Source organism: Streptomyces sp. NPDC057654 (genome assembly GCF_042800135.1).
Lineage (GTDB): Bacteria > Actinomycetota > Actinomycetes > Streptomycetales > Streptomycetaceae > Streptomyces.
The window spans coordinates 2,210-13,874 of record NZ_JBHVHQ010000132.1 but is presented as its reverse complement, the minus strand read 5'-3'; the positions used below and the strand labels follow the sequence as shown (position 1 = coordinate 13,874).

The following is an 11,665-nucleotide window of genomic DNA, read 5'->3' as shown; positions in this document are numbered from 1 at the left end:
TTCTTGACCGTCGCCGCCTTCTTCGCCGGCGTGGCCTTCTTGGCGGCGGCCTTGGTGGCCGTGGCCGTGGCCTTCTTGGCGGGCGCCGCCTTCTTCGCGGTGGCCTTGGTCGCCGCCTTCTTCGCGGTCGCCGTGGTCTTCTTCGCGGCCGTCGCGGTGGTCTTCTTCGCGGTGGTCTTCTTCGCCGTCGCCTTCTTGGCGGTGGCCTTCTTGGCCGCGGCCTTGGCGGTCGTACGGGTGGAAGATCCGCCCGAGAGGCTGCCCTTGGGGGCCTTCTTGACGGCCACGTCGTTCTTCGGGAGCTTCTTCGAGCCGCTCACCAGGTCCTTGAAGCCCTGGCCCGCGCGGAAGCGGGGCACGGAGGTCTTCTTGACCCGCACCCGCTCACCCGTCTGCGGGTTGCGGGCGTACCGGGCCGGGCGGTCGACCTTCTCGAACGAGCCGAAACCGGTGACCGAGACCCGGTCGCCGGAGACAACTGCACGGACGATCGCGTCGAGTACCGCGTCGACAGCGTCTGCGGCCTGCTGACGGCCGCCTACCTTGTCGGCAATCGCTTCAACGAGCTGCGCCTTGTTCACGTCTTCCCCTTCGGAGACATTGCTGGAACGAATGCGTTCCAGCCTTTTCGCACGTTAGGCAGATATATACCGCAAATCAAACACGAAACGGTCTAATCACCCTTGTGCCGCAACGAACTCGACCATCATCGAGTTCCGTCGGTGTCGCGTTCTGGGGGGAAACGGCCCTCGTCGAGGTCGTTCATCAACCGGTCCAGACGCTTTGCCGCGCCTGAGAGATCGTGCTTCGCCGCGGCCGTGATGGCCAGCAGCTTCCGGGACAGCGCCATCCGTACGCCCTCCGGGACTTGCAGTGTGCGCACCCTTGTGTGCGCTTCCTTCAGTTGGTCGGCAACGAGCCCATAGAGCTTGAGTTGGCTGTCGCGTTCCATGCACCGATTGTGCCATCTGAGGCGAGTTGTCGCTTCACGGGGCCTCAACAAGCCGATGCGCCCCCTGTCCGAAGACAGGGGGCGCATCATGTCAAACGCCGGGTGGACAGCGGAAATCAGGGTCCCGGCAAGGGCCTCAGAGGACGGTCGTGGAGGGCTTGAAAGAGGGCCGCTTCCCTTCGTACGCCGCGATTTCGTCGCCTTGCCGCAGGGTCAGGTCGATGTCGTCCAGCCCCTCCAGCAGCCTCCAACGCGCGTTCTCGTCAAGCGCAAAATCAGCCGTGATGCCCTCGGCCCGCACCTGGCGTGCGACGAGGTCCACGGTGACCTCCGTGGCGGGGTCCGTCTCGGTGAGTTTCCACAGCATCTCCACCGTGTCCTGCGGGAGCACGACGGTCAGCAGACCGTTCTTCAGCGAGTTGCCGCGGAAGATGTCGGCGAAGCGGGAGGAGACGACGGCCCGGAAGCCGTAGTTCTGGAGCGCCCAGACGGCGTGCTCGCGGGAGGAGCCGGTGCCGAAGTCGGGTCCGGCCAGCAGCACCGAGGCGCCCGCGCGCTCCGGACGGTTGAGCACGAACTCCGGGTCCTTGCGCCACGCCTCGAAGAGCCCGTCCTCGAAGCCGTCGCGGGTGACCTTCTTCAGCCAGTGCGCGGGGATGATCTGGTCGGTGTCCACGTTGCTGCGGCGCAGCGGGACGGCCCGCCCGGTGTGCGTGGTGAAAGCTTCCATGGCGCTCAGGCCTCCACGAGAGTCGGGACGTCGGACAGGTCGGCGGGCGAGGCCAGATGGCCGAGCACGGCGGTGGCGGCGGCGACCGGCGGGGAGACCAGATGGGTGCGTCCGCCCTTGCCCTGCCTGCCCTCGAAGTTGCGGTTGGAGGTGGACGCGGAGCGCTCGCCGGGGGCGAGCTGGTCCGGGTTCATGCCCAGGCACATCGAGCATCCGGCGTGCCGCCATTCGGCCCCGGCGGCGGTGAACACCTTGTCCAGCCCCTCCGCCACGGCCTGGAGCGAGACCCGTACGGAGCCCGGCACGACCAGCATCCGGACGCCGTCGGCGACGCGGCGGCCGTCCAGGACGGCGGCCGCGGAGCGCAGGTCCTCGATCCGGCCGTTGGTGCATGAACCTACGAAGACAGTGTCCACGGTGATGTCGCGCAGTGCCTGACCCGCCGTCAAACCCATGTACTCCAGGGCCTTTTCGGCGGCGAACCGCTCCGAAGCGTCCTCGTACGAAGCGGGGTCGGGGACGCTGGCGGACAGCGGCGCGCCCTGCCCGGGGTTGGTCCCCCAGGTGACGAACGGCGCGAGCGCGGCGGCGTCGATGACCACCTCGTGGTCGAAGACCGCGTCCTCGTCGGTGCGCAGCGTCTTCCAGTACTCGACCGCCGCGTCCCAGTCGGCGCCCTGCGGGGCGTGCGCGCGGCCCTTCAGGTAGTCGAAGGTGGTCGCGTCCGGGGCGATCATGCCGGCCCGGGCGCCGGCCTCGATCGACATGTTGCAGATGGTCATCCGGGACTCCATCGAGAGCTTCTCGATGGCCGGGCCGCGGTACTCGATGACGTACCCCTGGCCGCCGCCCGTGCCGATGCGGGCGATGACGGCGAGGATCAGGTCCTTGGCGGTGACGTCGTCGGCCAGCTCGCCCTCGACCGTGACCGCCATGGTCCTGAAGGGGGCCAGCGGCAGTGTCTGGGTGGCCAGCACATGCTCGACCTGGCTGGTGCCGATGCCGAAGGCCAGCGCGCCGAACGCGCCGTGCGTGGAGGTGTGGCTGTCGCCGCAGACCACGGTGGTGCCGGGCTGGGTGAGGCCGAGCTGGGGGCCCACCACGTGGACGACGCCCTGCTCGACGTCGCCGAGCGGGTGCAGCCGGACGCCGAAGTCCGCGCAGTTCTTGCGCAGCGTCTCCAACTGGACGCGCGAGACGGGGTCCGCGATCGGCTTGTCGATGTCGAGCGTGGGGGTGTTGTGGTCCTCCGTCGCGATGGTGAGGTCCGTGCGGCGGACCGCGCGACCGGCCTTGCGCAGGCCGTCGAAGGCCTGCGGGCTGGTCACCTCGTGCAGCAGGTGGAGATCGATGAAGAGGAGGTCGGGCTCGCCCTCGGCGCGCGTGACGACATGGTCGTCCCATACCTTCTCCGCCAGTGTCCGTCCCATCGCTGTCCCTCCGGCCGGCGTCGCCGCCGACCCAACTCGTATGTCTGCGGGGTGCTGTCGACCAGGTTCGCGCTTCTCGGAGAAAATTGAACTTGCGTTTCACAGTGTGAGACGCGAGTATCGTTTCATGGACAACTCTAGCGGCGTCGGCGTTCTCGACAAGGCGGCTCTGGTATTGAGCGCGCTGGAGTCGGGGCCGGCCACCCTTGCCGGACTGGTCGCGTCGACCGGGCTCGCGCGCCCCACGGCGCACCGCCTCGCGGTGGCCCTCGAACACCACCGGATGGTGGCCAGGGACATGCAGGGCCGGTTCATCCTCGGCCCGCGGCTGAGCGAGCTCGCCGCGGCGGCGGGCGAGGACCGGCTGCTCGCGACGGCCGGCCCGGTCCTCACCCACCTGCGGGACGTGACGGGCGAGAGCGCCCAGCTCTACCGCCGGCAGGGCGAGATGCGGATCTGCGTGGCGGCGGCGGAACGGCTGTCCGGACTGCGGGACACGGTGCCGGTCGGCTCCACGCTGCCGATGAAGGCGGGTTCCGCGGCCCAGGTCCTCATGGCCTGGGAGGAGCCGGAGCGGCTGCACCGCGGGCTCCAGGGCGCGCGCTTCACGGCCACCGCGCTCTCGGGCGTACGCCGCCGGGGCTGGGCCCAGTCCATCGGCGAGCGCGAGCCGGGTGTCGCCTCCGTCTCCGCGCCGGTGCGCGGCCCCTCCAACCGCGTCGTCGCCGCCGTCTCCGTATCCGGCCCCATCGAGCGCCTGACCCGCCACCCCGGCCGCATGCACGCCCAGGCCGTCATCGACGCGGCGGGCCGGCTCAGCGAGGCGCTGCGGCGCACGGGCTGACCTGACGGCCGGCCGCGGAGGGCGCCTTGCCGCTCGTACGGGCCGGGGCCGCGCCGCGGACCAGGTACGTACACGCGCCCCTATGAGACGCCGCGACCTCCTCTCGTCACAGGCGCTCGGCGTCCCGAGGCCCCGCGATATGCAGGGTGACGCGGGTCCAGGGCCCGTCCCCGCGGATCTCCATGTATTCGCTGAGGCTGCGCGCGAGCCAGAGGCCGTCCGCGGCGTCCGGGGCGGCGCCGGGCGGATGGAAGCCCGCGAAGACCGGCGGCGGGGCGCTGTCCGGGGCATGCCGGAGCAGTTCGCAGGCCAGGGCGCCCGGTTCCGTCCATATCCGGGCCGAGACGCGGGCGCCCGGAGCGGCGAGCAGATAACCCGCGGCCTCGTGGACGGCGAGTTCGGCGAGCGCGAGGCGGGGGCCGGAGAGCCCGGCAGCGGCGGCGCGTTCGCGGGCGAAGCGGCGTACGGCGGGGGCGTCGGCGGTCGGCCCGACCCCCGGCGCACCGGCCGGCGGGGGCGGCAGATCGGGCGCGACGGCCACCGCGTACTCCCCCGGCGCGGCGTACTCGGCGCACGGCAGCAGCCGCGCGCCGTCCATCAGCCCCGGGTGGGTGGCCCGGGCGGCCGTCGCCACCCGCTCCGGCACGGCACGGGTGTCGTACGGGCAGATCATCCACACCGGCAGCTCGGCCAGCAGCACGTTGAGCCCGGCCTCCATCCGCTGCCACTCGGCGACCTGGTGCGCGGACCTCCCGCTCCACACGGGCTCGGCGATCATGCGCATCCGGCGGCCCGGCACCGCGCGGCGCGCGTGGTAGCGGAGGAAGGCGGAGACCCGTTCCACGGGGCGGCGGCCGAAGAAGGCGGTCTCGGCGGTGTCGAGCGCGTACGCCCGGCCGCCGAGCGCGGCGCGCAGCGCGGCGATGTTGGCGGCGGTGGTCGCGGCCAGCACCGGCTCCCCCGCCGCGAGGCCCAGCTCGGCGAACGGCACGGCCATCGCCAGGAATTCGTCGTCCGAGCCGTAGAGGCAGGCGTGGTGGATGAATCCGTCGATGGCAGGGTCGCTAGGCATGGGTGGTGGCCGCCAGTCGCAGGCCGGGGGTGCGGTCCCAGCCGATGAGGGTGATGACCTGGAGCAGGTGCGGCAGCAGCCCCGTCAGCTCCACGCTGTAGTGGCGGGCGGCGCGGGCACGGGCGAAGGCCATCAGCAGCCGCAGCCCGCCGAGGTCGAGGAACTCCACCCGCGCCATGTCCAGCCGGACGTCGCCCCGCACGGCGGCGACCGTCTGGAGGGCCTCCCGCATGTGCCGGTGCGCGGCGGCGTCCACGATGCCTTCGATGCGCAGTCCCGGTGGGCGGTACGTACGGACGACGACCAGCTCGGCGGTCTGTACGAGGGGGTCCACTTCCACGCTCCAGGGGTGGGCGGACTCGACGGCGTCGGCCGCCTCGTCGTCGCAGCGGCGCAGATCGTACTGGCACACGGTGAGCGTGTCCTTCGTCCTGAACTCCTCGGCCAGCAGCGCCTCGTAGCGCAGCAGCCGGCCGGGGTCGTACGCGTCGTGGGGCGCGCCGCCGGGGTCGCCCGCGATGCGCAGGGTGCGGTAACCCTGCGAGCGGGCGCGGTCACAGGCGGCATGGAGCCGGGAGCGCATCAGCTCGGTGTCCAACTGCCCGTCGTCCGGGCAGAGTTGGGCGGAGCTGACGATCTCGACCTGACCGCGGGCGCCCGTCGCGGCATCGGCGATTTGGTGACGCCCCATCAGTTCGCGGGCGCTGTAAGGGCCGTCGCGGCCGGCCAGATAGAGAATCTTGTGGGCATCCCGCAGCCCGCCGGTCAGAAAGTCCCGCAGGACGGATACCCGCTCCTCCTCGGAGGCGAAGAGCAGGCAGGCGTGATCGCCGGGGCGCAGCTTCCCGACCGGGACCCTGCGGCGCACACCGTTGGCTTGGGCCATGCACGGATTATCGATCCCGGCACACGTGCAGGGGAAGGTGCACATGAAAAAGCCCTCCACTCACGCGGAGGGCCTCTTGGATGCGTACCCCCGACCGGATTCGAACCGGCGCTACCGCCTTGAGAGGGCGGCGTGCTAGGCCGCTACACAACGGGGGCTAGCGTGCGGACTCGCGTCCGCGTGTTTTCAGATACCTTTCGGCGGTCTGAAGCTGGGCTACCAGGACTCGAACCTAGACTAAGGGAACCAGAAACCCTCGTGCTGCCAATTACACCATAGCCCATGGTATAGACCAGTACCCCCGACCGGATTCGAACCGGCGCTACCGCCTTGAGAGGGCGGCGTGCTAGGCCGCTACACAACGGGGGCCCTAGCGATCCTTGCGTCGTCGCATCCGGGAGCGACCCGAAGGTGACGGAGAGAAAGGATCTGTACCCCCGACCGGATTCGAACCGGCGCTACCGCCTTGAGAGGGCGGCGTGCTAGGCCGCTACACAACGGGGGCTCGCACTGCTGAATACAAGAGATCCGATAATAATGATCTCTTGCTGGGCTACCAGGACTCGAACCTAGACTAACGGAACCAGAAACCGTCGTGCTGCCAATTACACCATAGCCCACCAAAACACAACCCCCTGAAGGGCCTTGCTTGGCTTGCGCTTTCCGCTCCGGCCTCTCGGCCCGCTCGGGCGGCGCAGGAAGAACATTACCCGATCGGCGACGGCGCTCCAAAACGGGTATCGCCCCGCAGCAGGGCGGGGAGCTGATCGAGACCGGTGATACGACGCACGCCGGTCACCCCGGCCGGCAGCTCCCCGGAGACTCCGCCCCGATCCAGCCAGATCCCGGTGAGCCCTGCGTCCCTGGCCCCGCACGCATCGATGTCGATCCTGTCCCCTACGTACGCGACCTCGCCGGGCTCCAGCGCGAGCGCCTCGCACGCCGCGTGGAACGCACCGGCCTCCGGTTTACTGACGCCCAGGTCGTCGGCGCAGACCAGCACCTCGAACCGGTCGCGCACCCCGAGCACGCGCAGTTTGCGGTCCTGATTTCGGTTGCTGGAATTCGACAGCACCCCATGCCGATATCCGGGGGTGAGCCCGTCGAGCGCCGGAACCGCGTCCGGGAACAGCGCCCACGCGGCCTCGTAATGCCTCAGATAACGCGCGAACCACGCATCCGCCTCGGCATCACTGGCCCCCTCCCCCAAAAACTCCCGCACCCGCCCTCTGCGCTGCCCCTGAAAATCCACTTCCTTCGCCTCGAACCGCGCCCAATGAACCTCGGTAACCTCCCGCCACCGCCCCATCACCACGGCCTCCGCCCCGGGCCCGCCCGCGTCCAGCAGCCCCTCGGCCCGCAGGTGCTCCAGCACGCCGGTGCGGTCGGCCGTGGCGTAGTCGAAAATGGTGTCGTCGATGTCCCAGAGGACGGCACGAATCGGCATACCAACGACGCTACCGGGGGCGCGCCCGCTTCGCGGCCGACTACTGGGACAGGCCGCCCAGCCGGTCGCTCTTGATCGCGGCGAGGAGCCCTCGCAGCGCGCCGGGAGCCATGGAAAGGACCGCGTCGGGGGCGTCGCCCTCCCGGAGGCGGACGGTGCCGTCCGGGGCAGCGGTGACATTGACGCAGTTGGCGCCCTGGTTGCTGTAGGAGGACTTCTGCCAGGCAGAACTGTCCATCTCGCTCCCCTTAGCTGGTCCGCTATACGGCCGCTGCCGGCCGTTCCCGGCTACCGGGGCAGGCCGCCCAGCCGATCGCTCTTGATCACGGCGAAGAACTCTCGCAGCGCGCCCGAAGCTATGGACAGAACCGCATCGGGGGCATCGCTCTCCCGCAGGCGGATCGTGCCGTCCGGGGCAGCCGCGACATTGACGCAGTTGGCCCCCTCAGTGCTGTACGAGGACTTCTGCCAGACATACGCGTTCACTCTCGCTCCTTCAGAGATCCTTGGCTACGCGATGCATGAAGTCGCGGCTCTTTCCCAAGGGAAGCGCGCACGGCTCCATCCGGTCGAGGGTCCATCGACAGTGTTCCCGCTGCGCAGGACGGGAGGTTGCCGGGCAGGGGCGGTCGCGGAACGCTCGTGCTCGTAACGCCGCGCGTCCCGGTGCGGTCTGGAGTCGCGTACCTCTACCGTGGGCGCCCCTGTCCCCCTGCCCCAGATCCGCCGGAGGTCGCCGATCATGACCCACGAAGTCGACCCGGGCTCCTGCGAGAGAACGCCGGAAGCGATCCGTACGGCTCTTCAGCGGCGGCCCGACTGGTTGCAGGGGTTCGAGCAGGAATGGCTCAGTGCGGCGGCTGACTTCGATCAGGCCGCGCTGGACGATGTCGTGGACAAGTGGTTTCCCTTCGCCTGCGCCTGCGCGACTCCGGGGTACCTGGACGAGGTGGAACAGACGATCAAGCGCATGGCGGAGGGGGACACCGACGGCATGGTCTTCCGGGACGCGGAGGGCAACGCCTACGACGCCGACAACAACCCCATCGGCACGGGCCGGTGTCGGTGAGTGCGTACTCCCCTCTGACCGCACGCAGGGCCCAGAAGCCGATATGACTTCCGGGCCCTGCGTGGCGTGCGGCAGGTCAGGCCGTCAGCTTCGCCAGCGCCGCGTCGATGCGCGGGAGCGTGCGGTCGCGGCCGAGGATCTGGAGGGACTCGAAGAGGGGGAGGCCTACGGTGCGGCCGGTGACCGCTACGCGGACCGGGGCCTGGGCCTTGCCGAGTTTGAGGCCGTGCTCTTCGCCGGCGGCGAGGACGGCTTCCTTCAGGGCCTCCGCGCTGCTCCAGTCCGCGTCCGCCAGCTTGGCGCGGGCCGTGCGGAGGAGTGCGTCGGAGCCGTCCTTCATCGCCTTGTTCCAGGACGCCTCGTCCTCGACCGGGGTCTGCCGGAAGAGGAAGTCGACGTTGGCGGTGATGTCGGAGAGGACCGTGACGCGCGTCTGCGCGTACGGCGCGATCGCCTCCCAGGCGGCCTGGTCGAAGTCCTCGGGCGCCCAGTTGGCGTGCGGGGCCTCCAGCCACGGCGCGCAGGCCGCCGCGAAGGCCGCCGGGTCCAGCTGCCGGATGTGGTCGGCGTTGATCGCCTCGGCCTTCTTCAGGTCGAAGCGCGCCGGATTGGCGTTGACGTCCTCGATCTCGAACTTCGCCACCATCTCCTCGACCGAGAAGACGTCCTGGTCGGCGGAGAAGGACCAGCCGAGCAGCGAGAGGTAGTTCAGCAGCCCCTCCGGCAGGAAGCCGCGCTCGCGGTAGAGGTTCAGGGACGCCTGCGGGTCGCGCTTGGAGAGCTTCTTGTTGCCCTCGCCCATGACGTACGGGAGGTGCCCGAACTCCGGCGTCGCCTTCGCGATGCCCAGTTCCGTCAGCACCTTGTACAGCGCGATCTGGCGCGGCGTCGAGGACAGCAGGTCCTCGCCGCGCAGTACGTGCGTGATCTCCATCAGCGCGTCGTCGACCGGGTTGACCAGCGTGTACAGCGGTGCGCCGTTGGCTCGTACGATCCCGTAGTCCGGCACGTTCTCCGGGGTGAACGTCAGCTCTCCGCGCACCAGGTCCGTGAACGTGATCGTTTCGTCCGGCATGCGGAAGCGGACGATCGGCGTCCGGCCTTCGGCCCGGTACGTCTCGACCTGCTCGGCGCTCAGGTCGCGGCACGTGCCGTCGTAGCCTGACGGCTTGCCCGCCGCGCGCGCCGCCTCGCGCCGCGCGTCCAGCTCCTCCGTCGTGCAGTAGCAGTCGTACGCGTGGCCGGCTTCCTTGAGCTTCTGGGCGACGTCGCGGTAGATGTCCATCCGCTGCGACTGCCGGTACGGCTCGTGCGGGCCGCCGACCTCGGGGCCCTCGTCCCAGTCGAAGCCCAGCCAGCGCATCGCGCCGAGCAGCTGCTCGTACGACTCCTCGGAGTCGCGGGCCGCGTCGGTGTCCTCGATGCGGAAGACCAGGGTGCCCTGGTGGTGACGCGCGAACGCCCAGTTGAAGAGGGCGGTGCGGACCAGGCCCACGTGGGGGTTGCCGGTCGGCGAGGGACAGAAACGAACACGCACGGAAGAGGGGGTTGCGCTAACCACGCTTGATCACCTTATTGGTGAGAGTGCCGATGCCTTCGATGGTGACGGCGACCTCGTCGCCGACGCTGAGGGGTCCGACACCCGCCGGGGTGCCGGTGAGGACGACGTCGCCGGGGAGCAGCGTCATCGCCTCGGTGATGTTGACGATCAGGTCCTCGATGGAGTGGATCATCTCGCCCGTGCGGCCCAGCTGGCGCTGTTCGCCGTTGACGGTGCACATGATCCCGAGGTCCGACGGATCCAGTTCGGTCTCCACCCACGGGCCCAGCGGGCAGGACGTGTCGAAGCCCTTGGCCCGCGCCCACTGCTTCTCGCGCTTCTGGACGTCGCGCGCGGTGATGTCGTTGGCGCAGGTGTAGCCGAGGATGACGTCCTTGACGCGCTCCCGCGGCACCTCGCGGCACATCCGCCCGATGACCACGGCCAGCTCGGCCTCGTGGTGCACCTCTTCGGAGAAGGAGGGGTACGCGATGGGGTCGCCGGGGCCGATCACCGAGGTGGACGGCTTGAAGAAGGCGAACGGCGCGTCGGGGACGGCGTTGCCCAGCTCGGCCGCGTGCTCGGCGTAGTTGCGGCCGACCGCTACGACCTTGTTGGGGAGCACGGGCGGCAGCAGCCGGACCTTGCTGAGCGGGACCTTCTGGCCGGAGCGTTCGAACTCGGCGAAGGGGTGTCCCTTGATGATGTCGAGGACCGGGCCGCCGTCGGCGGTCCCTGCCCTGGCTTCTTCGACATCTCCTTCTACGACGCCGAAGGCGACGTTGCCGTCGATGGAGAACCTGGCGATGCGCACGGGAAGCCGCTACCCCTTCACTTTCACTGCTCGGAATCCGCCGGCCGTCCGTCGGCCGGAGACTGACGCTCCAGGCTAACGCGGGGTGCGGTGGGGCTCCGGCCGCTTCGTGGCGATAGGGGAGGTGTCGGCTTTGCGGCGGACGTTCTCGGCCCGATCGGTCGGCCCTTTAGTCGGTCAGCTAGTCGGTCAGCCCTTTTAGTCCTTGGGCGCGTTCGCCAGCGTCGTGCGGCGCGGGTTGGCCGTCTGCGTGGGCAGTTCGACGGAGTGCTCCGGTGCTTCCGGCGCCGGCGTCAGCAGTTCCTCGGCGTCCTTGAGGTGCGCGAGGGTCGTGCGGCGCGGGTTGGCTATGTTCCGGAACATCATCGTCTTCTTCACTCGGGCCGCCTCGCGGTTGTCGTTTCCGTTGCCTGTGTAAACGTCAAGGCTAGGCACCCCTATCCCCACTGATCCGCGAGGAAAGTCACGACAAGCATGTGAGTTTCCTCACGAGCTCTATGACAAAAGGTGCATATGGGGCCCCACCCTCACCCCCGCGAAACGGACATTGCACCACCGAACCAGACGTTCCGCTCTCGATCGCCGCTACCGGGACAGCCGTCACACGCGAGCGACTCATCCCCATAAGTCCGAAATCGCGGACGCGACTTTGCACACCTGGTGACATGCACCGCACATAGCGTTACTCACATCGTCTGCACGACTGCTGCTCTTGTTGGAGATCCTGCACTGTGCTGGAATTCCACGGACCGCCGTACGAATCATCCGGCGCGCGATGGGCGCGAGAGAAAAGCGCCGAAGCGGCGGTCGGAATGAGGGGTGGCGCGCCGGAACTCACGACCGCCATGGGGGGCCGCGCGGTCCCCCACGACTCGACACCG

Annotated in this window: 14 protein-coding genes and 5 tRNA genes; 2 read left to right on the top strand and 17 right to left on the bottom strand. The window is 69.5% G+C overall.

What is annotated here, in order from left to right:
• The 4 genes from ACFU99_RS13440 to leuC all read right to left on the bottom strand — a co-directional run.
• The coding region (locus tag ACFU99_RS13440) for an HU family DNA-binding protein (RefSeq protein WP_384390285.1) at positions 1–581 on the bottom strand (581 nt) is incomplete at its 3' end.
• 125 nt (positions 582–706) lie between these two features.
• Positions 707–952, bottom strand: a complete 246-nt coding sequence (locus ACFU99_RS13435) for a hypothetical protein (protein ID WP_363134078.1) — start codon at positions 950–952, stop codon at positions 707–709.
• A gap of 136 nt (positions 953–1,088) precedes the next feature.
• A complete protein-coding gene (gene leuD / locus ACFU99_RS13430) occupies positions 1,089–1,682 on the bottom strand; it encodes a 3-isopropylmalate dehydratase small subunit (RefSeq protein WP_384390281.1) in 594 nt (197 codons plus the stop codon).
• Positions 1,683–1,687: 5 nt separating this feature from the next.
• Positions 1,688–3,112 carry a 3-isopropylmalate dehydratase large subunit gene (gene leuC, locus ACFU99_RS13425; protein WP_384390278.1) on the bottom strand — a complete coding sequence of 475 codons (1,425 nt, stop codon included), beginning with the start codon at positions 3,110–3,112 and terminating at the stop codon, positions 1,688–1,690.
• Positions 3,113–3,239: 127 nt separating this feature from the next.
• Between leuC and ndgR the strand changes: the two genes are divergently transcribed.
• On the top strand, positions 3,240–3,956 hold the full coding sequence (ndgR, locus tag ACFU99_RS13420; protein ID WP_384390275.1) for an IclR family transcriptional regulator NdgR: 717 nt from the start codon (positions 3,240–3,242) through the stop codon (positions 3,954–3,956).
• A gap of 106 nt (positions 3,957–4,062) precedes the next feature.
• Here ndgR and ACFU99_RS13415 read toward each other — a convergent pair whose 3' ends face one another.
• The 10 genes from ACFU99_RS13415 to ACFU99_RS13370 all read right to left on the bottom strand — a co-directional run bounded on the left by ACFU99_RS13415 (position 4,063) and on the right by ACFU99_RS13370 (position 7,847).
• Positions 4,063–5,028 carry an anti-sigma factor RsbA family regulatory protein gene (locus ACFU99_RS13415; RefSeq protein ID WP_384390272.1) on the bottom strand — a complete coding sequence of 322 codons (966 nt, stop codon included), beginning with the start codon at positions 5,026–5,028 and terminating at the stop codon, positions 4,063–4,065.
• Positions 5,021–5,914: an MEDS domain-containing protein gene (locus tag ACFU99_RS13410; RefSeq protein ID WP_384390269.1), complete on the bottom strand. Its 894-nt coding sequence runs from the start codon at positions 5,912–5,914 to the stop codon at positions 5,021–5,023. Before ACFU99_RS13410 ends, ACFU99_RS13415 begins: the two co-directional genes overlap by 8 nt.
• An 85-nt stretch (positions 5,915–5,999) precedes the next feature.
• Positions 6,000–6,072, bottom strand: a tRNA-Glu gene (locus ACFU99_RS13405).
• 53 nt (positions 6,073–6,125) lie between these two features.
• Positions 6,126–6,197: transfer RNA gene (locus ACFU99_RS13400), tRNA-Gln, on the bottom strand.
• Positions 6,198–6,210: 13 nt separating this feature from the next.
• Positions 6,211–6,283, bottom strand: a tRNA-Glu gene (locus tag ACFU99_RS13395).
• A 63-nt stretch (positions 6,284–6,346) separates the two neighbouring features.
• Positions 6,347–6,419: transfer RNA gene (locus ACFU99_RS13390), tRNA-Glu, on the bottom strand.
• Between the two features lie 43 nt (positions 6,420–6,462).
• Positions 6,463–6,534 (bottom strand) — tRNA-Gln (locus ACFU99_RS13385).
• 86 nt (positions 6,535–6,620) lie between these two features.
• The gene (locus tag ACFU99_RS13380; protein ID WP_384390266.1) at positions 6,621–7,361 is read right to left on the bottom strand and encodes an HAD family hydrolase; all 741 of its coding nucleotides are present in this window, start codon (positions 7,359–7,361) and stop codon (positions 6,621–6,623) included.
• A 40-nt stretch (positions 7,362–7,401) separates the two neighbouring features.
• Positions 7,402–7,599 (bottom strand): DUF397 domain-containing protein, encoded by a 198-nt coding sequence (locus tag ACFU99_RS13375; RefSeq protein WP_384390263.1) that lies wholly within the window; start codon positions 7,597–7,599, stop codon positions 7,402–7,404.
• Positions 7,600–7,649: 50 nt separating this feature from the next.
• Complete coding sequence (locus ACFU99_RS13370; protein WP_384390260.1) at positions 7,650–7,847, bottom strand: DUF397 domain-containing protein; 198 nt, start codon at positions 7,845–7,847, stop codon at positions 7,650–7,652.
• A gap of 256 nt (positions 7,848–8,103) precedes the next feature.
• Between ACFU99_RS13370 and ACFU99_RS13365 the strand changes: the two genes are divergently transcribed.
• Positions 8,104–8,430, top strand: a complete 327-nt coding sequence (locus tag ACFU99_RS13365) for a DUF6247 family protein (RefSeq protein ID WP_384390257.1) — start codon at positions 8,104–8,106, stop codon at positions 8,428–8,430.
• 76 nt (positions 8,431–8,506) lie between these two features.
• On the opposite strand, the gene gltX is transcribed toward ACFU99_RS13365, so the two are convergent.
• The 3 genes from gltX to ACFU99_RS13350 all read right to left on the bottom strand — a co-directional run bounded on the left by gltX (position 8,507) and on the right by ACFU99_RS13350 (position 11,162).
• Complete coding sequence (gltX, locus tag ACFU99_RS13360; RefSeq protein ID WP_384390254.1) at positions 8,507–9,991, bottom strand: glutamate--tRNA ligase; 1,485 nt, start codon at positions 9,989–9,991, stop codon at positions 8,507–8,509.
• The gene (locus ACFU99_RS13355) at positions 9,984–10,784 is read right to left on the bottom strand and encodes a fumarylacetoacetate hydrolase family protein (protein ID WP_384390251.1); all 801 of its coding nucleotides are present in this window, start codon (positions 10,782–10,784) and stop codon (positions 9,984–9,986) included. The genes gltX and ACFU99_RS13355 overlap by 8 nt, the downstream gene beginning before the upstream one ends.
• A gap of 198 nt (positions 10,785–10,982) precedes the next feature.
• Positions 10,983–11,162, bottom strand: coding sequence for a hypothetical protein (locus ACFU99_RS13350; protein ID WP_384390248.1), 180 nt, complete (start codon positions 11,160–11,162; stop codon positions 10,983–10,985).
• Positions 11,163–11,665: the final 503 nt, after the last annotated feature.

Excerpts from the sequence above, each read along its gene's own strand:
- ACFU99_RS13435 (WP_363134078.1), bottom strand. The coding sequence starts at position 952 with ATGGAACGCGACAGCCAACTCAAGCTCTATGGGCTCGTTGCCGACCAA.
- leuD (WP_384390281.1), bottom strand. The coding sequence starts at position 1,682 with ATGGAAGCTTTCACCACGCACACCGGGCGGGCCGTCCCGCTGCGCCGC.
- leuC (WP_384390278.1), bottom strand. The coding sequence starts at position 3,112 with ATGGGACGGACACTGGCGGAGAAGGTATGGGACGACCATGTCGTCACG.
- ndgR (WP_384390275.1), top strand. The coding sequence starts at position 3,240 with ATGGACAACTCTAGCGGCGTCGGCGTTCTCGACAAGGCGGCTCTGGTA.
- ACFU99_RS13415 (WP_384390272.1), bottom strand. The coding sequence starts at position 5,028 with ATGCCTAGCGACCCTGCCATCGACGGATTCATCCACCACGCCTGCCTC.
- ACFU99_RS13410 (WP_384390269.1), bottom strand. The coding sequence starts at position 5,914 with ATGGCCCAAGCCAACGGTGTGCGCCGCAGGGTCCCGGTCGGGAAGCTG.
- ACFU99_RS13380 (WP_384390266.1), bottom strand. The coding sequence starts at position 7,361 with ATGCCGATTCGTGCCGTCCTCTGGGACATCGACGACACCATTTTCGAC.
- ACFU99_RS13375 (WP_384390263.1), bottom strand. The coding sequence starts at position 7,599 with ATGGACAGTTCTGCCTGGCAGAAGTCCTCCTACAGCAACCAGGGCGCC.
- ACFU99_RS13365 (WP_384390257.1), top strand. The coding sequence starts at position 8,104 with ATGACCCACGAAGTCGACCCGGGCTCCTGCGAGAGAACGCCGGAAGCG.